This is a genomic window from Streptomyces sp. NPDC058051 (assembly GCF_042885475.1).
Taxonomy (GTDB): domain Bacteria; phylum Actinomycetota; class Actinomycetes; order Streptomycetales; family Streptomycetaceae; genus Streptomyces.
Window position 1 is genome coordinate 352321 of the sequence record NZ_JBHVRW010000004.1, and the last position, 21450, is coordinate 373770.

The 21450-nt window shown below is 71.9% G+C and carries 17 protein-coding genes; 9 read left to right on the forward strand and 8 right to left on the reverse strand.

The window, feature by feature from the left end:
- Position 1: 1 nt before the first annotated feature.
- The 4 genes from ACFVUT_RS09535 to rsmH are packed head-to-tail and all read right to left on the reverse strand — an operon-like array spanning position 2 to position 5343.
- The gene (locus ACFVUT_RS09535; RefSeq protein ID WP_389646011.1) at positions 2-1729 is read right to left on the reverse strand and encodes a UDP-N-acetylmuramoyl-L-alanyl-D-glutamate--2,6-diaminopimelate ligase; all 1728 of its coding nucleotides are present in this window, start codon (positions 1727-1729) and stop codon (positions 2-4) included.
- Between the two features lie 18 nt (positions 1730-1747).
- Positions 1748-3730 (reverse strand): peptidoglycan D,D-transpeptidase FtsI family protein, encoded by a 1983-nt coding sequence (locus ACFVUT_RS09540; RefSeq protein WP_389646008.1) that lies wholly within the window; start codon positions 3728-3730, stop codon positions 1748-1750.
- 4 nt (positions 3731-3734) lie between these two features.
- Positions 3735-4337 (reverse strand): septum formation initiator, encoded by a 603-nt coding sequence (locus ACFVUT_RS09545; protein WP_389646005.1) that lies wholly within the window; start codon positions 4335-4337, stop codon positions 3735-3737.
- 40 nt (positions 4338-4377) lie between these two features.
- On the reverse strand, positions 4378-5343 hold the full coding sequence (rsmH, locus tag ACFVUT_RS09550; protein ID WP_389646002.1) for a 16S rRNA (cytosine(1402)-N(4))-methyltransferase RsmH: 966 nt from the start codon (positions 5341-5343) through the stop codon (positions 4378-4380).
- 379 nt (positions 5344-5722) lie between these two features.
- On the opposite strand from rsmH, the gene ACFVUT_RS09555 reads away from it, so the two are divergent.
- The 4 genes from ACFVUT_RS09555 to ACFVUT_RS09570 all read left to right on the forward strand — a co-directional run bounded on the left by ACFVUT_RS09555 (position 5723) and on the right by ACFVUT_RS09570 (position 11387).
- Positions 5723-6286 (forward strand): beta-class carbonic anhydrase, encoded by a 564-nt coding sequence (locus tag ACFVUT_RS09555; RefSeq protein ID WP_389645999.1) that lies wholly within the window; start codon positions 5723-5725, stop codon positions 6284-6286.
- A gap of 243 nt (positions 6287-6529) precedes the next feature.
- Positions 6530-7579 carry an AAA family ATPase gene (locus ACFVUT_RS09560; RefSeq protein ID WP_389645996.1) on the forward strand — a complete coding sequence of 350 codons (1050 nt, stop codon included), beginning with the start codon at positions 6530-6532 and terminating at the stop codon, positions 7577-7579.
- On the forward strand, positions 7579-8967 hold the full coding sequence (locus ACFVUT_RS09565; protein WP_389645993.1) for a DUF58 domain-containing protein: 1389 nt from the start codon (positions 7579-7581) through the stop codon (positions 8965-8967). The genes ACFVUT_RS09560 and ACFVUT_RS09565 overlap by 1 nt, the downstream gene beginning before the upstream one ends.
- Positions 8964-11387: a DUF3488 and DUF4129 domain-containing transglutaminase family protein gene (locus ACFVUT_RS09570; RefSeq protein WP_389645990.1), complete on the forward strand. Its 2424-nt coding sequence runs from the start codon at positions 8964-8966 to the stop codon at positions 11385-11387. The genes ACFVUT_RS09565 and ACFVUT_RS09570 overlap by 4 nt, the downstream gene beginning before the upstream one ends.
- A 631-nt stretch (positions 11388-12018) precedes the next feature.
- On the opposite strand, the gene ACFVUT_RS09575 is transcribed toward ACFVUT_RS09570, so the two are convergent.
- The 3 genes from ACFVUT_RS09575 to ACFVUT_RS09585 form a co-directional block, all read right to left on the reverse strand.
- A complete protein-coding gene (locus ACFVUT_RS09575; RefSeq protein WP_389645987.1) occupies positions 12019-12408 on the reverse strand; it encodes a DUF3040 domain-containing protein in 390 nt (129 codons plus the stop codon).
- A gap of 293 nt (positions 12409-12701) precedes the next feature.
- Entirely contained in the window at positions 12702-13460 is a 759-nt protein-coding gene (locus ACFVUT_RS09580) for a class I SAM-dependent methyltransferase (RefSeq protein ID WP_389645984.1), read from the reverse strand.
- Between the two features lie 102 nt (positions 13461-13562).
- Positions 13563-14090, reverse strand: a complete 528-nt coding sequence (locus tag ACFVUT_RS09585; protein WP_389645980.1) for an SAV_6107 family HEPN domain-containing protein — start codon at positions 14088-14090, stop codon at positions 13563-13565.
- Positions 14091-14259: 169 nt separating this feature from the next.
- Between ACFVUT_RS09585 and ACFVUT_RS09590 the strand changes: the two genes are divergently transcribed.
- From ACFVUT_RS09590 to ACFVUT_RS09610, 5 genes are all read left to right on the forward strand, one after another.
- Positions 14260-15057, forward strand: a complete 798-nt coding sequence (locus tag ACFVUT_RS09590) for an ATP-binding cassette domain-containing protein (protein WP_389645977.1) — start codon at positions 14260-14262, stop codon at positions 15055-15057.
- A complete protein-coding gene (locus tag ACFVUT_RS09595; RefSeq protein WP_389645974.1) occupies positions 15029-17116 on the forward strand; it encodes a YhgE/Pip family protein in 2088 nt (695 codons plus the stop codon). Before ACFVUT_RS09590 ends, ACFVUT_RS09595 begins: the two co-directional genes overlap by 29 nt.
- A gap of 55 nt (positions 17117-17171) precedes the next feature.
- Positions 17172-17783: a TetR/AcrR family transcriptional regulator gene (locus ACFVUT_RS09600; protein ID WP_389645971.1), complete on the forward strand. Its 612-nt coding sequence runs from the start codon at positions 17172-17174 to the stop codon at positions 17781-17783.
- A gap of 367 nt (positions 17784-18150) precedes the next feature.
- Complete coding sequence (locus ACFVUT_RS09605) at positions 18151-18768, forward strand: DUF4126 domain-containing protein (RefSeq protein WP_389645967.1); 618 nt, start codon at positions 18151-18153, stop codon at positions 18766-18768.
- Positions 18769-18798: 30 nt separating this feature from the next.
- Positions 18799-20310, forward strand: coding sequence for a phytoene desaturase family protein (locus ACFVUT_RS09610; protein WP_389645964.1), 1512 nt, complete (start codon positions 18799-18801; stop codon positions 20308-20310).
- A gap of 160 nt (positions 20311-20470) precedes the next feature.
- Here ACFVUT_RS09610 and ACFVUT_RS09615 read toward each other — a convergent pair whose 3' ends face one another.
- Positions 20471-21439: a hypothetical protein gene (locus ACFVUT_RS09615; RefSeq protein ID WP_389645961.1), complete on the reverse strand. Its 969-nt coding sequence runs from the start codon at positions 21437-21439 to the stop codon at positions 20471-20473.
- Positions 21440-21450: the final 11 nt, after the last annotated feature.

Below are 21450 nucleotides of genomic sequence, written 5' to 3' on the forward strand. Positions count from 1 at the left end.
GTCATCCCTGACTGTTGTTCTCGTGGGTGGGGGCGCGGTGGGCGGCCCTTTCGGTGCCGCTGTGCCCCAGGGACCGCTCGATGGCCGCGCGCAGGACCACGCGGTCGTCGAAGGGGCGTACCACGCCGTGGATGTCCTGGCCCTGCTCGTGGCCCTTGCCGGCGATCAGCACCGTGTCACCGGGCTCGGCGCGGGCGACCACGGCGGCGATGGCGGCGGCCCGGTCGGCGTCGACCAGGACGTCGCCCCGCTCGTGGACGGGCACCTCGGCGGCGCCCGCGAGCATTGCGGCGAGGATTCCGAGGGGGTCCTCGGAACGGGGATTGTCCGAGGTCAGTACGGCGGTGTCGGCGAGGCGCGCCGCGGCGGCGCCCATCGGGCCGCGTTTGGTGATGTCGCGGTCGCCGCCGCAGCCGAGAACGACGTGCAGTCTGCCCTCGGTGACCTTCCGCAGGGAGCGGAGCACGGATTCGACCGCGTCGGTCTTGTGCGCGTAGTCGACGACCGCGAGGTACGGCTGCCCGGCATCGACGCGTTCCAGCCGGCCGGGGACGCCCGGAACGGCGGCGACACCGTCGGCCGCGATCTGCGGGTCCAGGCCCGCGACGGCGAGCGTGACGATCGCCGCGAGGGTGTTGGCGACGTTGAACGGGCCGGGCAACGGGGCCCTGGCGGCGATCCGCTCGTCCTTGGGGCCGACGACGGTGAAGGTGGAGCCCGCCGGGCCGACCTCGACGTCCTCCGCGCGCCAGTCGGCGTCCGGGTGCCCCTCTGCGGAGAAGGTGACGACCGGGACGGAAGCCTCGGTGATCAGCCTGCGGCCGTACTCGTCGTCGAAGTTGACGACGCCCTGCCGGCTGCGCCGAGGAGTGAAGAGCTGTGCCTTGGCCTGGAAGTAGTCCTCCATTCCGGAGTGGAACTCCATGTGCTCCGGGCTGAGGTTGTTGAAGACCGCGACGTCGAAGACGCAGCCGTCCACCCGGCCGAGCACCAGAGCGTGGCTGGACACCTCCATGGTCACGGCGTCGACGCCGCGCTCGCGCATGACGGCGAACAGGGCCTGGAGGTCGGTGGCCTCGGGGGTGGTGCGCTCGGACTTGATGCGCTCGTCGCCGATCCGCGTCTCCACGGTGCCGATCAGCCCGGTGGCGCGCCCGGCGCCCCTGAAGCCCCCTTCGACGAGGTACGCGGTGGTGGTCTTGCCGGAGGTTCCGGTGATGCCGATCTGGAGGAGGTCGGCGCCGGGCTGTCCGTAGATCTCGGCGGCGAGTTCGCCCATCCGGCCGCGCGGGTCGTCGGCGACCAGGACCGGCAGTCCGGTGGTGGCGGCGCGCTCGGCGCCCGCCGGGTCGGTGAGGACCGCCGCCGCGCCGAGACCGGCTGCCTGGGCGGCGAAGTCGGCGCCGTGGAAGCGGGCACCCGGCAGGGCCGCGTACACATCACCGGGCCGGACCGCCCGCGAGTCGTGCGTGATGCCGGTGACCTCGCCGGTTCCCGGTGGTTCGACTCCCAGCCGGGCTGCCAGCTCGCCGAGCGATGTCGGCCTGAGCCGATCCGGGCGGGGCGCTCCCGGGTAGTTCACAGGGGCGTCCTTCTGGGTGGTTTGGAACTGATCAGCGTGAGGCACGGCGGTGAGCGTACCGGGCTCACCCGGCCTCTCGCGAAGTGAGGGGCCGGGGCTCTGGTGGTTCCCGTTCCGGTTCCAGGGATCGGGGGTGATGGTTGTCACTGGCTGGTTTCCCTGTGTTCACTCGCCGGGTTTGAAGGACACCGGCAGCCGGGACGGCTTGCTGCCGGAGGGTGGGGTCTGGAGCGTCTTGAGCGCGAACTCCATGACCTGCTTGTAGATCGGCCCGCAGATCTGGCCGCCGAAGTAGCTGCCCTTGGTCGGGTTCTGAATCGCGCAGTAGACGGTGATCTGCGGGTTGTCGGCGGGCGCGAAACCCGCGAAGGACGCGGTGTAACCGTGGTAGCCGCCGCGCACCGGATCGACCCGGTTGGCCGTACCGGTCTTGCCCGCCACCCGGTAGCCGGGGATCTTGGCCTTGGTTCCGGTGCCCTCTTCGTCACCGACCACCGACTCCAGCATGGTGGCGAGCGACTTGGCTGTCTTCTCGCTGACCACCCGGGTCTGTTCGGGAGCGGGGGCAGCCTTGAAGTGGCCGTCGGGGCCCTTGGTGCCGCGTACGAGAGTGGGCGCCACGCGGACCCCGCCGTTGGCGATCGTCGAGTAGATGGAGGCCGCCTGCATGGCGTTGAGCGAGAGGCCCTGGCCGAACGGGATCGTGTACTGCTGCGAGGTCGACCAGTCCTGGGGCTTGGCGAGGATGCCGGGGGTCTCGCCGGGGTAGTCGAGGCCGGTCGGCGAGCCGATGCCGAACTTGCGCAGGTAGGAGTAGAGGACCTTGTTGGCCTCGGGCTGGGTCTTGCCGAGCTCTCCGGTGGCCAGGATGGTGCCGATGTTGCTCGACTTGGCGAGTACGCCGTTGAGCGTCAGGTACCAGACGGCGTGGTCGATGTCGTCCTTGAAGAGCCGGTCACCGCGGTGCAGCCGGTTGGGGACGGTGACGTGGGTGCCGGGGGTGGCGACCCCCTCCTCCAGCACGGCGGCCATCGACATGACCTTGCTGGTGGAGCCGGGCTCGTAGACGTCCTGCAGCGCCGCGTTGCCCAGCGACGCCGCGTCGGCCTGCGAGAGGTCGTTGGGGTCGAAGCCGGGGGCGTTGGCCATCGCGAGGACCTCGCCGGTCCTGGTGTTCTGCACGATCACGTAGCCGCGGTCCGCCTTGGACTTCTTCACCTGGTCGGTGATGGCCTGCTGCGCGGCCCACTGGATGTCGCGGTCGATGGTCAGCTCGACGTCCGACCCGGCGACGGCGGGCACCTCCTCGGTCCCCGCGGTGGGCACCCGGCGGCCGCCGGACTGGGCGTACTTGATCTTGCCGTCCTCGCCCGCGAGCTCCTGGTCCAGCTGGGATTCGAGACCGCCTGCGCCCTTGCCCTCGGTGTTGACGTAACCGAGTATCCCGGCGGCGAGCCCTCCGTTCGGATAGACCCGCTTGGTCGTCGCCTCCTGGAAGACGCCGGCCAGCACGTTGGCTCCGGTGCCGCCGGCCGCCTTGTCCTTCGCGGCCTTCTCGGCGAAGACGGACTTGAGGTCCTTGATCTGGTTCCAGACCTGCGGCGTCCGGCGACGGGCCAGGACGGTGTAGCGGCCCTTTCCGGACAGCTTCGCCGTCAGCTCCGAGACCTCGGCACCGAGGATCGGCGCGAGGAGCGCCGCCGCCTGCTGGGGCGCGTCGGGGGCCTTGCTGATCTTCGGTGTGAACATCGACGGGTCGGCGGTGATGTCGTACGCGTCGACGCTGGTGGCCAGTGCGATACCGCTGCGGTCGGTGATCTCGCCGCGCTCGGCGGAGATCGTGTAGCTGAGGTAGCGGTTCTCCTTGGCCTTGGCCGCGTACGCGGGGGCGTCGACCGCCTGGACCTGGAGGAGCCGGACGACGAACGTCAGCATGACGAGGGTCAGGGCGAGGCCGACGAGGCGGAGCCGGGGCCGCGGGCTGCCGAGGCGCAGCGGGCGCGCGGGCCGGTTGCGCGGGGGGCGGTTGCGGGGTGCCGGGGACGACGGACGTCGGGCGGCGGGCCGGGGGCGTCCCTGGCCGCCTGCGGCACTGCGGGGGCGCGCGGGGCCGGGAACCCGGCGGCGCGGTGGTTCCTTGGACGGCACTGCGTCACCTGCCGGGGCTCGTCGAGGGCTGGACTGCCGGGGTATGCGGCCCGGCGGGCGGGGCCGCGGAGGTACTGGGCCTCACTGCGGCGGCCGGGGAGGCGGTCGATCCGGGCTTCGCGGCGCCCGAGGGAGTGGCCTGTGCCGTGGGAGCGGACGAGGCCGTGGTCGTGGGCGAGGCCGTGGGGGACGCCTTGGGCGCGCCGGGCTTCGGTGGCTGCGGCGCGGGGGTCGGCTGGGCGCTGGTCTCGGCGGGTACGCCGCGGACCGTGCCGTCGGGGTCGAGGAAGGCGGGGCTGCCGCCGGGCACCATGCCCAGCTTGCGAGCGCGGCGCTCCAGGGCGTCCGGCTCGGAGTAGCTGTCGACGTCGCGCTGGAGGGCCTGCTCCTCGTCCGTGAGCTCGGTGGTCCGTTTCTTCAGCTCGCTCAGCCTGAACGATCCTTCGTTGAGGGCGGAGTTGAGTACCAGCAGCGTGATGAGACCGCCGCTGAGGAGCAGCACGACCAGCAGGACGAAGGGAGTTCGGGCCGCGTTGCTGGGCCCGGACGGCATCAGCCGGGCGAGCCGCGCGGCTCGCCCTTTCAACTGCCCGGCCGGTCCGCTCACCGCGCCGCCCCCGGTGGCCGGTTCCCCCGACGCCGGACGCTCATCGTTCCTCCTCGCGGATCCGCTGGGCGCCGCGCAGCCGGGCGGGGGCGGCGCGCCTGTTCTCGGCGACCTCCTCCTCCGTGGGCAGCTCCGCGCCACGGGTCAGCAGCTTGAGCCGGGGCTGATAGCGCTCGGGCACGACCGGCAGTCCGGGCGGCGCGGTGGTGGCGGCACCCGCCGCGAAGACCTGCTTGACCAGCCGGTCCTCCAGCGAGTGGTACGAGAGCACGGCGATGCGGCCACCCACGGCAAGGCTCTGCACCGCGGCCGGAATGGCTCGCTCCAGGACCGCGAGCTCGCCGTTGACCTCGATGCGCAGTGCCTGGAAGGTGCGCTTGGCGGGGTTGCCGCCGGTGCGCTTGGCGGCCTGCGGCAGGGAGTCACGGATCAGCTCGACGAGCCGGGCGCTGTTGCTGAACGGCTCCTTCTCGCGCTCACGCACGATCGCGGAGACGATTCGCTTGGCCTGCTTCTCCTCGCCGTACGCCCGCAGGATCCGGACCAGTTCGCCCGGCGGATACGTATTGAGCACCTCGGCGGCACCGATGCCGGTCGTCTGGTCCATGCGCATGTCGAGCGGGGCGTCCTGGGCGTACGCGAATCCGCGCTCGGCCTCGTCCAGCTGCATGGAGGAGACACCGAGATCGAACAGGACACCCTGGACCTTGGAGACGCCGAGCGCGGCAAGCACCTCGGGCAGTTCGTCGTAGACCGCGTGCACGAGGGTGGCCCGGTCCCCGTACGGGGCGAGTCGCTCGCCGGAGAGCCGCAGCGCCTCCTTGTCCCGGTCCAGGGCGATCAGTCGCGCGGAGGGGAAGGAGGAGAGCAGCGCCTCGCTGTGCCCGCCGAGGCCGAGGGTGCAGTCGACGACCACGGGCCGCGGCGGGCCCGGGGCCTCCAGAGCCGGGGCCAACAGGTCCAGGCACCGCTGGAGCATCACCGGGACGTGTCGGGTCTGGCTCATGCGCCCTCTCAGGCTCAGATCCCGTGTGGCCGCACGTACGGCCTGGTCCCCGCCCGCTCAGAAGGGGAGGTCGGCCGGCGCCGGGGAAGGGGCGTCGGTCCACCGGCGAGCGGGAGAGGGCCGGACCGTACGTACGCCGCGCACAACGGGGAAATTCTACGGAATGTGCAGGGTGTCGGAACTTCCCGTCACTTTAGTCCACCCTGCCATTCGATCGATTCCCGATCAATCAGCTCGGCAGCGCGTCGCCCCGCCCGCTCTTCACCCGGTCGAACGAAGGTTGTGAGGCTTGTGGGGTACCTCACAACAAGCCGCGTTGACGTTCTTTGTCCCCTCCCACAGCACGACGGGACGGGAGGGGAGAGCTAACGTCATAGCCATGTCGACTTCCGCTCAGTCTTCCGCCCGGCCCACCTCCCCCGCCGCCGACGGGGCCCGCACCGGCGGGACCGTCACCGACGGTCTCGTCGAGGCGAACGTGCGGTATGCCTCCGCGTTCGAAGACCCGGGCATGGATGCCAAGCCGGTGCTGCGCGTCGCCGTGGTCGCCTGCATGGATGCCCGGCTCGACCTGCACGACGCACTCGGCCTGTCGCTCGGCGACTGCCACACCATCCGCAACGCGGGCGGCGTGGTCACCGACGACGTGATCCGTTCACTGACCATCAGCCAGCGGGCGCTCGGCACCCGCAGCGTCATCCTCATTCATCACACGAATTGCGGCCTGGAATCGCTCACCGAGGAATTCCGCCAGGAGCTGGAGGCCGAGGTCGGCCAGCGTCCGGTCTGGGCGGTCGAGGCGTACAAGGACGCCGACCAGGACGTACGTCAGTCGATGCAGCGCGTGCGCACCTCGCCCTTCCTGTTGCACACCGATGACATCCGCGGCTTCGTCTTCGATGTGACCACCGGCCTGCTGCGCGAGATCCTTCCCACCTCCTGACCACCCGGACCGTGCTCACCGGGAACCGATAACCCCATCGACCCCGACATATCGCCCCCACTTGTCCACAGGCAAGTGACACGAAGCGGTAACGGCAACAAGAATGCACATGTGGCATCCCGTCGGACGTTCCCGAAGGGGTGCCCATGTTTCGGGGTGGGCGGCGCCGCTGCGTGCGCGCCGGCCCGTGGATGGGGTATCCCCTGCTCCTTGTGAGCGCGGGACAGGGCCGAGGAGGGCCGGGTGACGACCTATGACGATCGAGCGAGCCTCACAGATCTGACCACGACAGCGGAGCGGGTGCGCAGATCGGTGGAGAGTGTGATCGAGGGCAAGCCCGAGGTCGTACGGCTCTCGCTGACCGTGCTGCTGGCGGAGGGACATCTCCTCATCGAGGACGTTCCCGGCGTCGGCAAGACCATGCTGGCCAAGGCGTTGGCGCGGTCCATCGACTGCTCGGTGCGGCGCATCCAGTTCACACCGGACCTGCTGCCTTCGGACATCACCGGCGTGTCCATCTTCGACCAGCAGCGACGCGACTTCGAATTCAAACCGGGCGCGATCTTCGCCCAGGTCGTGATCGGCGACGAGATCAACCGGGCGTCGCCGAAGACGCAGTCGGCGCTGCTGGAGTCGATGGAGGAGCGCCAGGTCACCAGCGACGGGCACACGTACGAGCTGCCCGACCCGTTCATGGTGGTGGCCACGCAGAACCCGGTGGAGATGGAGGGCACCTATCCGCTGCCCGAGGCTCAGCGCGACCGGTTCATGGCACGGGTGTCGATCGGCTATCCGAGTGCGGACGCCGAGCTGCGGATGCTCGACGTGCACGGCGGGACCTCGCCGCTCGACGATCTGCAGCCGGTGGCGCACGCGCACGACATCGTGAAGCTGATCGACGCGGTGCGGACGGTCCATGTGGCCGACGCCGTGCGGCGGTACGCGGTGGAACTCGTCGCGGCCACCCGCAGCCATCCCGATCTCCGGCTCGGCGCCTCGCCGCGGGCCACTCTGCACCTGCTGCGCGCCGCGAAGGCCTCCGCGGCACTGAGCGGCCGGGACTACTGCCTGCCGGACGACGTGCAGGCGCTGGCGGTCGCGGTGCTCGCGCACCGGCTGCTGCCGACGGCCCAGGCCCAGCTGAACCGTCGTACCGCCGAGCAGGTCGTGCTGGAGATCGTGGGGCAGACACCGGTACCCACCGCCGACGGCGGCGTCACCCAGGTACGGCCCCCGCACCAGCCGGACCGTCCGGTGTACGGCCGGCAGCAGCCCGGCGTACGGCGGGTCTGATGGCCTCCGGGGGGCCGGCCGCGATGGACGACGGCGACGACAAGGGCGGTCTGTGGGCCGCGCTGAGCGGGCTGACCACGCGTGGGCGGTCCTTCCTCGCGGCCGGTGTCGCCGCGGCGATCTGTGCGTATGTGCTCGGCCAGGCGGATCTGCTGCGGGTGGGGCTGCTGCTCGCCGCGCTGCCGCTCGTCTGTGCGGTCGTGCTCGTCCGCACCCGTTACCGCGTCGTCGGCACCCGGCGGCTCTCACCGTCCCGGGTGCCCGCCGGCACGGAGACACGGGTCCATCTGCGGATGGAGAACGTGTCGCGGCTGCCCACCGGGCTGCTGATGCTGCAGGACCGGGTTCCCTATGTGCTCGGGCCGCGTCCCCGTTTCGTGCTGGACCGGGTGGAGGCGGGTGGGCGTCGCGAGGTCTCCTACCGGGTGCGGTCGGATCTGCGCGGGCGCTATCCGCTGGGACCGCTGCAGTTGCGGCTGAGCGATCCGTTCGGGATGTGCGAGCTGACCCGTTCGTTCCACGCGTACGACACCCTTGTCGTCATCCCGCGGACCGAGCCGCTGCCTCCGGTACGGCTGGCGGGCGAGTCCACCGGGTACGGCGAAGGACGGCAGCGTTCACTGGCGCTGGCCGGTGACGACGACGTGATTCCGCGCGGCTACCGGCACGGCGACGATCTGCGCCGGGTCCACTGGCGCTCCACCGCGCGCTACGGCGAGCTGATGGTGCGTCGCGAGGAGCAGCCGCAGCGGGCCAGGTGCACGGTGCTGCTGGACACCCGGCACATCGCTTATCAGGGGGCGGGGCCCGACTCCGCCTTCGAGTGGGCGGTGTCCGGGGCGGCGTCCGCGCTGGTGCACATGCTGGAGCGCGGCTTCGCGGTCCGGCTGCTCACCGACGACGGGAACGCGGTGCCGGGCGAGGGCGAGGGGGGCTTCGCCGGATCGACGCAGGAGTCCGCCGACTCCGCGGGTCTGATGATGGACACCCTCGCGGTGGTCGACCACTCCGACGGGGGTGGTCTGTCGCGCGCGTACGACGTGCTGCGCGGCGGCAACGAGGGACTGCTGATCGCGTTCTTCGGTGATCTGGACGAGGAGCAGGTGGCGGTGGCGGCCCGGATGCGGCAGCGCAGTGGCGGCGCCGTCGCGTTCGTCCTCGACAGCACGGCCTGGGTGCAGGGCGCCGCGCCCGCGCAGGCGGACACGGAGTTCGAGCGGCGACTGCGGCGCTTGCGCGAATCGGGCTGGACGGCGGTGGCGGTGACACCGGGGACCGGGCTCGCGCCGTACTGGCAGCAGGCGGGACACCAGGGCCTGGCGACGCAGTCGACTGCCGTCGGCGGCACCACCCATGGCACGACGGGTTTCTCCGGGGGATGGTCATGAGCGGTCGTGGTCGGCTGACGCTGTGCGCCTTCGCGGCGACGCTGCTGGCGGCGGGCTCGATGCTGCCGCTGGTCGAACCGACCGGGTGGATCGTGCAAGCCACAGCACTGCTGGCGGTCCAATGCGGGACGGGCGCGCTCGCCCGCCGCGCACCCGTGCCCCGGATGCTGGTCGTCGCGGCGCAGGTGCTGGTCACCCTGGTCCTGCTGACGGTGGTGTTCGCCAGGACCCAGGCGTTGGCCGGTTTCCTGCCGGGCCCGGAGGCCGTCCAGCGGCTCACGGACCTGTTCACGTCGGGCGCCGAGGACGTCGGGAGATACGCCGCTCCGGCGCCCGTGACGGACGGGATCCGGCTCATGCTGATCGGCGGTGTGTTGCTGGTCGGCCTGCTGGTGGACGCCCTCGCTGTGACGTTCCGCAGCGCGGCCCCGGCAGGTCTGCCGCTCCTCGCGCTGTACTCGGTCGCCGCGGGCCTTTCCGAGGGCGGAACGGACTGGCTCTGGTTCCTGCTCGCGGCCGGCGGCTATCTGCTGCTCCTCCTGGCCGAGGGACGGGACCGGCTCTCCCAGTGGGGGCGGGTCTTCAGCGGTGCGGCCGGATCCCCGAACGGTCCGGCGGCCGGTGCGGCGACCGCTGTCAGACGTCCGACGGCTTCGGTGCGGACCGGACACCGCATCGGCGTGCTGGCGCTGGGCATCTCGCTGGTCGTACCGGCGGCGCTGCCCGCGCTCGACGGCGGCCTGCTGATCGGCAGGGGCGGCGCGAACGGCAGAGGGAACGGCGGCGGCACCATCTCCGCGGTCAACCCCTTGGTCTCGCTGCAGAACAACCTGAACCAGCCGGAGAACCGGGAGGTGATGTCCTACCGCACCAATTCCGGTGATCCGCAGGGTTTCTATCTGCGGATCCTGGCCCTGGACCAGTTCACCGGCGACGAGTGGCGGCCCTCCACGCGTCGTCTGAAGGATGTGCCGAAGCGGCTCCCGGCCCCGGAGGGGCTCGGCCCGGACGTCACGGTCACGGAGATCAGATCGAACATCTCCGCATCCCCCTCCTACCAGCAGACCTATCTCCCGCTTCCGTACCCCGTGACCGAGGTCACGATCGACGGGCGCTGGCGGTACGAACCGGCGGGGCGGACACTCGTCGGCGACCGCGGCGAAACGACCCGCGGCGCGCAGTACCAGGTCTCCAGTCTGGTGGTCCAGCCGACGGCGGATCAGCTCGCCGCGGCGGGCGCGCCGCCGGCCGATCTGCAGCGCGAGTACACCCGTGTCCCCGACTCCCTGCCGAAGGTGGTCCGGCAGACCGCGGACCAGGTGACGAAGGGCGCGGCCAACAACTACGAGCGGGCGGTGAAGCTCCAGGACTTCTTCGCCTCGGAGGGCGGCTTCACCTACGACACCTCGGTGAGCTCCGGCACCGGAAGCGCGGCGGTCGCCCGGTTCCTGAAAGACAAACGGGGCTTCTGCGTCCACTTCTCGTTCACGATGGCCGCGATGGCACGGACGCTGGGCATTCCCGCCAGGGTCGCGGTGGGTTTCACCCCCGGCACCCAGCAGCCGAACGGTGCGGTGTCGGTGGGGCTGCGCGATGCGCATGCCTGGCCGGAGCTGTATTTCGAGGGCATCGGGTGGACCCGTTTCGAGCCGACTCCGACGCGGGGCAGCGCCCCGCCCTACTCCCGGGCGGAGGCCCCGACCGGCGGCACGTCCGACCCGGCCCTGCCGGAGCCGGGCGCGTCGACCGCTCCGTCGGTCGCACCGTCCGTCTCGGACAGCTGCCCGGCCCAGATGCGCAAGCAGGGCGAGTGCGGCAGTTCCGAAGCGCCCGGGGTGGTGGCTCCGACGGATTCCGGGACGCCGGCCGGCACCGTTCTGAGCCTGGTGCTGGGGGCCCTGGTGATCCTGGCGCTGCCGTCGCTGCCAATGCTCTGGCGGCTTCGGACGCGCAGGCGCAGGGTGAGTTTCTCCGCCGGGCGCACACCCGAGGACGCGACGGCCAGAACACTGGCGGCCTGGCAGGAGATCATCGACACGGCGTGGGACCACGGCATCGAGCCGGACGACTCCCAGACCGCGCGCAAGACCGCGGCCCGCGTGGTGCGGCTGGGGCGGCTCGGTCCCGAACAGGCCGCCGCGGTGCATCGGGTGGCGGGGGCGGTGGAACAGGTGCTCTACGCCCGGGAACCCCGCTCGGGTACCGGGCTCACCGAGGACGTGGAGGCGGTGCGGGCCGGTCTGCGGGCATCGGCCGGCCGGTTCGCCCGGATCCGCGCGGTCGTGGCGCCGCGCTCGGCCGTTCGGGTGATCTGGGCCGCGTCGGATCGCTGGGTGGCGTTCACCGGCAAGTGGGCGGCCGGGTGGCGGCAGGGCCGGTGGACGGGTCGGCTGCGCCGTCCGTCCCGCCAGCAGGGGTAACGGCATCGGGAGCGCACCGGCCACCTCGTCAGTGGTCGGTGCGCCCTCCGGACGGCGCCCTCGGAACGGCATGACAGGAGCGGCGGCATCCCTCGGACGGAGATGACGGCGACACCCTCGGACAGGGACGACGATGCCCTGCCGGGGAACACGGCGCCCCCGGACGAGGACGGGGGGACACCCACCCGAGCAGAAACCACGGCTCCACGGCGCCCCCGGACGAAAACGGCAGGGACACCCATCTGGGCAGGGACGACGGGAACACCCACCCGAGCGGGCAGCGGGGCGGTCGCCCGCCGGTCCCTCCCCGCCACGATCGCCGGACGGTCCGGGATGTCCTGCACTCTTCGTCCCGGTCCCGGCAAGGGCAGGATCGGTACTCCGCAGGGCCCGCCGCGCTCAGGGGCACTCCCTCATCGCGGGGCAGGGCTGGTCTTCGAAGCCCGCCGGTCGAGGGCCGAACCGGGCACCGCCGGTCCGACCAGGGCACGGACAGAACGTCGGCCCGCCCTGGGCACCCGCGACGCGGACAGCGCGACCGGTCGGCGGGCAGCCAGGACCGGTCCCGGGCACGCGTGAGGGGCGGTCGCGGAAAATGCGGCCGCCCCTCACCCGAAGGCTGTCCGAGACCCTATTGGCCCTGCTCGTCGCGGCGGCGCTGCCACCGCTCCTCGATCCGATTCATCACGGTCCGGCGCTGCCTGGGCCGACGGCTCTCGCCGCCGCTTCCGGCTGCCGGCCGCTCGCCCGGCTTGGGCGCTTTGCGCCAACCCGTGACCGCAAGGACCGCGCAGCCGAGCATGACGAGAAACCCCACCACGCTGATCCAGATCTGCAGGGCCATTCCGGCCATGAGGAGCGCGATACCAACCAGGAAGCCTGCGACCGCCTGGTAGACCCGTCGCCGGGTGTACGTACGCAGCCCGCTTCCCTCGAGCGCTGTCGCGAACTTGGGATCTTCGGCGTACAGCGCTCGCTCCATTTGCTCGAGCATTCGCTGCTCGTGCTCCGAGAGCGGCACGGAGTCCTCCTCGTCGTCGGCCGCGGGGGGCGGCCGGTATGCGGCCCTTCCAGGATAGGCAGGGAATCGCCCCCGTGAAACCCGCCCTCTTTGCCAATCAGCCAGTCCGGGCCGCCACGACGGCTCAGCTGCTGAGGCGTTGATTCCCCAACCTCCGCTCCGTCATGCCGGATGGTGTCCCTCGATCATACGGGGCGAAGCCCTCGATCGGGGGTCCTGGGCCGTACTCCATCTGCGGCTGCATCCCTGATCAGCCGCGCTACAACCGAGCTACCACCTGCCCACGGCCGCGCTCAGCCGCGCTTCGTGCCCAGGACGTGCAGTTGCGTCGCGACGGAGTGGAAGGCGGGCAGTTCGGCCACGGCCGCCTCCAGCTTGAGGAGAGCGTCCAGTGCGCCGGGCTCGGTGTCCACCAGGACGCCCGGTACGAGGTCGGCGAAGACCCGCACTCCGTGGACCGCACCGACCTCGACATCCGCCGCGGAGACCAGCTCGGTGAGCTGCTCGGCGGTGTAGCGCCGGGGCACCGGATCCCCGGCACCCCAGCGGCCCGCCGGGTCGCCGAGCACCTGGCGGGCCTCGCTGAAGTGGCCGGCGAGCGCCCGGGCCAGGACCGCGCCGCCGAGCCCGGCGGCGAGCAGGCTGAGCGCACCGGCCGGGCGGAGCGCCTCGACCGCGTTGTGCACGCCCTCGGCCGGGTCGTCGACGTACTCCAGGACTCCGTGGCACAGCACCGCGTCGTATCCACCGCGCTCGACCACCTCGAACAGGCCGTGGATGTCGCCCTGGACCCCACGGACGCGGTCGGCGACCCCGGCCTCGGCGGCACGGCGCTCCAGTGCGAAGAGCGCGTTCGGACTCGGGTCGACGACGGTGACCCGGTGGCCGAGACGGGCCACCGGCACCGCGAAGTTGCCCGTGCCGCCGCCGGTGTCCAGGACATCCAGGGCGTCCCTGCCGGTCGCCTTCACCTGGCGGTCGAGGGCGTCCTTCAGGACCTCCCAGACCACGGCGGTACGGAGGGAGGCGCGGGGGCGCAGCTGGTCCGACACGGCAGATGACTCCTCGGCACGGTGCCGCCACGGACGGCGGAGCGTGAACAGTGCAGGTGGTACTGGTGCTCTCCACCCTATTGCCTCGCGCTCCTGGTGCCGTCATCCCGCGTCGGGCCGCTCTCTCCGGGCCTGCGGGAGCACCGGCTGAAGCACCAGCAGCCGCTCGACCAGGCGCAGGAACATCGCCGCGTCACGCAACAGGTCATCGGCGTCCCGCCGGCCGGCCGCGCCCGGTATGCCGGCCTCCGCGCGGGCCCTGCGCCGGGCGCCCGAGGCGAACAGCGCGCTCCACTCGGTCAGTTCGGGAGCTATTTCCGGCAGGACCTCCCAGGCACTGCGGATCCGCTCCCGGCGCCGCCTGGAGGTCTCGGGCCGGCCCCGCACGGCGAGCACCGCGGCGGCGGTGCGCAGCGCGGCGAGGTGGGCGGTGGCGTACCGCTCGTTCGGAACATCGAGAACGGCGGCCTCGTCGAGGCCGGCGCGGGCCTGGGCGAGCAGATCGAGGGCGGCGGGCGGCGCCGTGGTGCGACGCAGAACGGGGTGGACGTCGTGTGCCGGGCCGGTCAGTGAGGGGGCAGGGCCGTCTGCGCGGCGCCGGGGTGCGGCTGCTGCGGACGAGTGGGCCATGACGAAACCTCCTGTCTCGTGTAACGGCTCCGTGGCCGTATGTGTCCATCGTGAGGGGCACCACTGACAATCGACCCCCGCACACCTCCTGACCTGCCCCTTTGCTTCGATCGCGAGTTCGGGCTAGCTTTTTGCACTGACTGGTCAGTTCAAAACTCTGGAGGGGTCTGTGGACAGCCCGGACAGCCCGCACGGGGCAGCCGTCACCGCCGAGGACTTCGGGCTCTCGGGGCCGCGCGGCTGGGCCTTCCGGGGCGTGGGCCTGGAGGCGGGGGCCGGTTCGCTCGTGGCGATCGAGGGTCCGTCCGGCTCCGGCCGCACCAGCCTGCTGCTCGCCCTCACCGGCCGGATGCGCCCCACCGAGGGCCGGGCGGAGATCGACGGGCTGCGCCTGCCGCGCCGGATGGCCGCCGTACGCCGTATCAGCGCCCTGGGCCCGGTGCCCGGGGTGAACGAGCTCGACCCGGCCTTCACCGTCGCCGAGCACCTGCGCGAGAGGGCCCTGCTGCAGCGCCGCTTCGACAGTTCGCCGCGTACCCTGCTGCGTCCGCGCGCCGAGCGCGTCGCCACCGCGCGCGGACGGATCGACGCGGCGCTCGAAGCCGCCGGACTCGACCCCGCCGCCCTGCCCAAGGCCGAGCGGACCTCCGTACGGGATCTGGAACGGCTGGAGGCACTGCGCCTGTCCGTCGCGCTCGCGCTGATCGGCCGGCCCCGGCTGCTCGCGGTGGACGACACCGATCTCAAGCTCGCCGACTCCGAACGGACCGAGGCCTGGGAGTTGCTGCGGTCCGTCGCCGACAGCGGGACGACCGTGCTCGCCGTGTGCAGCCAGGCCCCCGGGAACACCGTCACCGTGCGTACCGGCACCGCCGCCCCGCCGGCCCACGCGCAGAACGACGAAGCCGTGAGCACCACTACCGAGGAGGGAGCGGACGATGCGTTCGCCGAAACTGGCCGCTCTTGAGCTGAAGCGCTTCGGCAGGGGAAGGCTGCCGGTCGCCGCACTCATCGCGCTCCTGCTGCTGCCGCTGCTCTACGGCGCCCTCTACCTGTGCTCCTTCTGGGATCCGTACAGCCGTCTCGACAAGATCCCCGTCGCACTGGTCAACGACGACAGAGGGGCCACCGCCGCGGGCAAGCGCATCGCGGTCGGCGACGAGATCACCGGCAAGCTCCTCGACTCCCGGACCTTCGAGTGGCACGAGGTGAGCGCCGCCGAGGCGCACAAGGGCGTCGAGGACGGTACGTACTACCTCTCGCTCACCATGCCGTCGGACTTCAGCAGGCGGATCGCCTCCAGTTCGGGCGACTCCCCCGAGACGGGCGCACTCCAGGTGCGGACCAACGACGCCAACAACTACATCGTCGGGCAGATCTCCCGGACGGTGTTCTCGGAGGTGCGCACCGCCGCGTCGGTCAACGCCTCGCGCGGCTTCCTCGACCGGATCTTCATCAGCTTCTCCGACCTCCACGACGCCACGGCGCAGGCCGCCAAGGGCGCCGACGACCTCGAAGGCGGCATCGACAAGGCGAAGAAGGGCTCGAAGGACCTCGCGGACGGACTGAAGAACGCCAAGGCAGGCAGCAGCAGTCTGGCCGGTGGGATCGTCAGGCTGAACAAGGGCGCGGCCGACCTCGAAACCGGCTCCCGGCACGTGGCCGACGGCACCCAGTCGCTCGCCGACAAGGTCAACGGGATGGCAGCCGATGTCCGCCCGTTCCTGAAGGACCACGGCACGTCCGTCGGCGACACCGCCCGGCTGGTCGCCGACACCTCGCAGACCGTGCGGGACAACCTCGACCTGCTGGTGAAGACGGCGCCCGCCGCGGCCACGGCCGCCCACACGGCATCCGACGACCTGGCGGAGGTCTACCGCAGCCGTTGCACGGAGCAGCCGCTCGCCGACCCCGCCGTCTGCCCGTCGCTGAAGCGCGCGAACACCGCCGCGGCCGATGTCACGAAGGTCGCCGACGAGGTGAACGCGCTGGTGGCGAACCAGGACGGCGATCTGAAGAAGCTGCGCACCCGGTTGACCTCCCTCCAGGAGAAGGCCGAGGACCTGGCCGAGAGCGCGCCGCACCTGGACAAGGACCTGAAGTCCGCCGTGAAGAAGGTCAACGCGCTCAACACCGGCGCCCACGAAGTCGCCACGGGAGCGGGCGAACTGCGCACCGGCCTGGTCTCGGCCAGGACCGGCTCCGCCGAGCTGGACACCGGGGTGAGCGATCTGAAGAAGGGCGCGAACGACCTGGACGGTGGCCTGATCCGGCTCGGCGACGGATCGGCTGCCCTCGCCCAGGGGCTCAACGACGGTGTCGGCAGGATTCCCGACTACGACAAGAAGGACCGCGACGCGCGGACGGACGTCATGGCCGACCCGGTGCGGCTGGCCTCCTCGTCGCTGCACGCGGCCCCCAACTACGGCACCGGCTTCGCCCCGTACTTCATCCCGCTCTCCCTCTGGGTCGGCGCGATGGTGGCGTACATGCTGATTCAGCCGCTCAACCGGCGCGCGCTCGCCGCCGGGGCCTCCGCCTGGCGGATCGCCTTCGCGGGCTGGCTGCCGGTGGCCGCGATCGGTCTGGTCCAGGTGGCCGCCCTGATGTCCGTACTGCACTGGGGGTTGGGGCTGCAGATGGCCCGCGCCGTCGGGACGATCGGCTTCCTGGCCCTGGTGACCTGCTGCTTCGCGGCGATCGTCCAGTGGCTCAATGCCCGGTTCGGAGCTGCGGGACGGATTCTCGTGCTGGCTGTCCTGATGCTCCAGCTGACGTCGGCCGGGGGGACGTATCCCGTCCAGACCAGCCCCGGGTTCTTCAACGCCATCCACCCCTACCTGCCGATGAGTTACGTCGTTGAGGGGCTGCGCCGGCTGATCACGGGAGGCGGGCTCGGCCCCGTCTGGCAGGGCTGCGCGGTGCTGTCGGCCTTCACGGCCGGGGCACTCGCCCTGACCGCGGTCTCCGCCCGCCGCAAGCAGGTGTGGACTCCGGAGCGGCTCCATCCGGAGCTGAGTCTGTGAGGCTCCATCCGGAGCTGAGTCTGTGAGGGGGCCCGGACCTGTGAGAATCAGAGGCATGGAAAGCAGTAGCACCACGCGCCGCCAGGCCACCCGGCAGAAACTCTACGAGGCGGCCGTGACCCTCATCGCGGAGAAGGGCTTCTCGGCGACCACGGTGGACGAGATCGCCGAACGCGCCGGGGTCGCCAAGGGCACGGTCTACTACAACTTCAAGAGCAAGACCGAGCTCTTCGAGGAGCTGCTGCGCCACGGCGTCGGGCTGCTCACCGCCTCGCTGCGCTCGGCGGCGGAGGAGACCGAGGACCGCGGCGGCACCCCAGTCGAGGCCCTGGACGCGATGATCAGAGCCGGCCTTGTCTTCATCGACCGCTACCCGTCCTTCACCCAGCTGTACGTCGCGGAACTGTGGCGCACCAACCGGGCCTGGCAGGCGACCCTCCTGGTGGTCCGCCAGGAGGCCGTCGCCGTCGTCGAGGACGTGCTGCGCGCGGGGGTGAAGAGCGGGGAGCTCAGCGAGGAGATCGACATCGGGCTGACGGCCGCCGCCCTGGTCGGCATGGTGCTGGTGGCGGCGCTGGACTGGCAGGCGTTCCAGCCGGAGCGGTCGATCGACGATGTGCACTCGGCGCTGTCGCTGCTGCTGCGCGGGCGGGTCAGCGGGCGCTGACCCGGTCTCCGCCGACCGCGCACGGCAGCACAGCGGACGCCGGTCCGGCGAGGCTCGATCCCCCCGAGCCCGCACCGCACCGGCGTCCGCTGTGCTGCCGGAGAGCCTCCCCCGCGACCGCCGTTCTCCCCCGTGGTCCCCGGGCCCTCCGTCCTGCTCCCCCGCTCCGGAAGGAGTGCCGCGTCCGTTCCGCCGCCCCGTGCCGGCGGTGCCGGGGCCGCGCCCCTCTCCGTGCCCTCCACTCTCCCGTCCACGCAGGTGGGAACCCATCCGCGTCCCTACTCATCTCCTGGCCTGAGTACGGATACTCAGGGCTGTGCACCGGAACCCACCCCGGTTCGAACGCCGTTTGGTTACGATCCCGTCCGTGTCCGTACTTCCTCTGGTGTTCACAAGCGGCTGGGCGAGCGGGATCAACGCCTATGCCGTGGTCCTGCTGCTGGGTCTCTTCGGCGCCACCGGCATCAGTGACGAGGTGCCCGGTGCGCTGCAGCGCACGGACGTCCTCGTCGTGGCCGGTGTGCTCTTCCTGTGCGAGGTGGTGGCGGACAAGATCCCGTACGCGGACTCGGTCTGGGACTCCGTGCACACCGTCGTCAGGCCGGTCGCCGGGGCCGTCGTGGCGGCGCTGCTGGCCGGCGAGAGCGGTTCGCTGCCGGAGCTGGCGGCCGGGGCCGTCGGTGGTTCGACCGCGCTGATGAGCCATCTGGTGAAGGCCGGCACCAGGATGGCGGTCAACACCTCCCCCGAGCCGTTCAGCAACATCGCGGTGAGCACGGTCGAGGACCTGGGCGTCGCGGGGATCATCACCTTCGCGATATTCCATCCGCTGATATCCGCGGTCATCGCCGCGGTCCTGCTGCTGCTCGGCATAGCGGTACTGATCTTCCTGGCCTCCCGCATCCGCCGGTTCCTGCGCCGCAGGGCCCGGCGCCGCGAGGAGAAGCACCTGGCCGGGAGCGGTTCGCACTGGCCCCTGGACTGAGTGTCACAGGTGGCCGTTAAGGTCACTGGCATGGCACGAATTGCGGTGATCGGCGCCGGGATGGGCGCGATGGCGGCGGCTGCCCGGCTCGCCGTGGCAGGCCACCGGGTGACGGTGTACGAGCGGTCGGGGACCTTCGGCGGCTCGGTCGGCCGGTACACCCACGAAGGCTTCGCCTTCGACACCGGCCCCACGCTGCTGCACCTGCCCGCGGTCTACCGCGACGTGTTCGTGAAGACGGGCAAGGAGCCGCTGGAGCAGTGCGTCACCCTGACCCAGGTCGATCCGGCGAGCCGCCACGTCTTCGCGGACGGCACGGCCGTCTCGCTGCCCAACGCCTCACGGGCCGGGGTGGTCGCCGCTCTGGACGCCGCGCTCGGCGGCGGCGCGGGCGCGGCCTGGGGCGCGTTCCTCGACCGGGCGCGCGATGCCTGGGACCGCTCCCGGCGTCCCCTGCTGGAGGAGCCGTTGCGCGCCGACTGGCAGGTGCTCGGCCGCGATCCGTATCCGGCCCTCCGGCAGCGCCGGCTGCTGCGCCCGGCCCGTCGGGCCGGCACGGTGACGGAGGTCGGCGCGTGGGAGCTGTCGGACCCCCGGCTGGCCGCCCTCCTCGACGGGTACGCCCTGTCGTACGGCCTGGATCCGCTGCGCGCCCCGGCGGCGGCGGCCCTGCTGCCGTACATGGAGGAGACCTTCGGCAGCTGGTACGTCCTGGGTGGGATCCGGGCCCTGGCGCAGGCGCTGTACGAGCGGTGCCTGGTCCGGAAGGTGGCCTTCGTCTTCGACGGCGAGGTGGCCCGGGTCTTCGAGAAGGACGGCCGGGCGGCAGGCGTCGAGCTCCTGGACGGGACGGTCGCCGAGGCCGACCACGTGGTGCTGGGGGCCCGTCCGCATCCGGGCCTGGTGCCCGGTCAGGAGCTGCGGCGAGAGGGCGATGTCGCGGTGCGGCCGAGGCAGGAGGTGGTGCCCGGCCGGCTCCAGGTCCTGCTGTCGCTGCGCGGTGCCCGGCCCGCGGATGCCGTGCACCGGACCGTGGTGCACCCGGCGGACGGTGCGGCGGAGCGCGAGGCGGTGTTCGGCGGAGGAGTCGCCGGACGGCCCACGGTGACGGTCCTGCGCCCGGACGACCCGTCGACCCGCCCCGACGACGCGCACGAGGCGGTGACCCTGATCGCGACGGTCGCCCCGCACGGGCCGGTGGACTGGACGGACACGGCATTGCGCGACCGGTGCGCCGACGCACTGATCGAGGTGGCCGGAGCGGCCGTGCCCGGCCTGCGGGAGCGGCTGCTCCACGTCGAGATCCGGACACCGGCCGAGACGGCGGCCGACACCGGCGCCGAGGGTGGCTCGGTGCCCGCGCCCGCGCTGGCCGGGGCAGGAGGCGCGTATCTGCATCCGGGCAATCGCACGCGGCTGCCCGGGCTCTACGCAGCGGGCGGCTGGTCGCACCCGGGCGGCGGGCTCGCTCACGCGGGAATGTCGGGGGCGCTGGTCGCCGGGCTGATCGTGGAGGGGGACGGGTTCCGGGGCTCCCGATGAGGAAGAGGCCGCCGGCACCACGGGAGGCGTCGGACGCCTCTGGGCACAAGGGGTGCGCGCCACGGACCGGAGCGTCGGACACATCCGGTCGCGGGCCCCTTGCCGGTCTTTCCGGCCGCTCCAGCCGCTCCGGCGGGTCACCGCCCCTGCGGGGCCGTGGTCAGTAGCGGTACTGCTGCTCGTTGTAGCCGGTGTCGTAGCCGCTCGGGTACGGGGCGGGCTGCGTCGGCGGCTCCGGAGGCGCGGGCGGGTACTGCTCACCCTCGCGCTGCTGCGGCACCCAGACGCCACCGGGCGGGGTCTCGGGGGCGTACTGCTGGGCGTACGGATCGGCCGTGTACTGCTGCTGGCCGCCGTAGCTGTCGTATCCGTTGCCGTAGCTGTCGTACGAGGCGTACTGCGTGGGGCCCGCGGTGGTGCCGGTCCCGATGTACGGGTCGGAGTACGCGGCGTACTGCTGCTCGCCCGTGCCGTAGTCGTACCCCCCGGCGAAGGGGTCCTGACCGCCGAAGGAGCCCTGCCCCGCGTACGGATCCTGACCGCCGAAGGAGCCCTGCCCCACGTACGGATCCTGGCCGGGAGACGGATAGGCGGTGTGATCGGCGTAGGGCTCGTACGACGCGTACTGGGGCTGCTGCTCGGACGGCCGGTCCTGGTTCTGCCCCTGCCGCGCCTGCGGGTGATCGCTGTAGATGCCGTACTGGCCGGTGTCGTCCGGCAGCGGCTGCGGCGCGTAGACCGCGGCGACCGGTGGCGTGGTGTCCGGCCGGGGCGGTACCTGCTCGCCGGACTCCATCTCCAGGTCCGACACCTCAAGCGTGGGTTCGCGTGTGCCGCGTGTTCCCCCACCCCGGCGGCGGCGGCTCTCGCCGGGGTTGCCCCCTATCGCCCAGCCGGTCGAGAAGCCGCGCCGGAAGGACAGCGTGACGTAGGTCTGACCGGTCGCGAACGCGATCGTGCCGACGGCGATGACGAACACGGACGGCATCAGTACGCCGACGACCACACAGCCGAAGCCCGCGAAGGCGAGCAGACGCCAGCGCAGCCGCGCCTTGTACTGCAGGAGCACCTCGCCGAGCAGCCACAGCGCGACGATTCCGAACGCGATGTAGAGGACTGTCCAGCCCATGCCCGCCCCCT

Excerpts from the sequence above, each read along its gene's own strand:
- ACFVUT_RS09585 (WP_389645980.1), bottom strand. The coding sequence starts at position 14,090 with ATGGCCCACTCGTCCGCAGCAGCCGCACCCCGGCGCCGCGCAGACGGC.
- ACFVUT_RS09600 (WP_389645971.1), top strand. The coding sequence starts at position 17,172 with ATGGAAAGCAGTAGCACCACGCGCCGCCAGGCCACCCGGCAGAAACTC.
- ACFVUT_RS09595 (WP_389645974.1), top strand. The coding sequence starts at position 15,029 with ATGCGTTCGCCGAAACTGGCCGCTCTTGAGCTGAAGCGCTTCGGCAGG.
- ACFVUT_RS09555 (WP_389645999.1), top strand. The coding sequence starts at position 5,723 with ATGTCGACTTCCGCTCAGTCTTCCGCCCGGCCCACCTCCCCCGCCGCC.
- ACFVUT_RS09615 (WP_389645961.1), bottom strand. The coding sequence starts at position 21,439 with ATGGGCTGGACAGTCCTCTACATCGCGTTCGGAATCGTCGCGCTGTGG.
- ACFVUT_RS09570 (WP_389645990.1), top strand. The coding sequence starts at position 8,964 with ATGAGCGGTCGTGGTCGGCTGACGCTGTGCGCCTTCGCGGCGACGCTG.
- ACFVUT_RS09610 (WP_389645964.1), top strand. The coding sequence starts at position 18,799 with ATGGCACGAATTGCGGTGATCGGCGCCGGGATGGGCGCGATGGCGGCG.
- rsmH (WP_389646002.1), bottom strand. The coding sequence starts at position 5,343 with ATGAGCCAGACCCGACACGTCCCGGTGATGCTCCAGCGGTGCCTGGAC.
- ACFVUT_RS09565 (WP_389645993.1), top strand. The coding sequence starts at position 7,579 with ATGGCCTCCGGGGGGCCGGCCGCGATGGACGACGGCGACGACAAGGGC.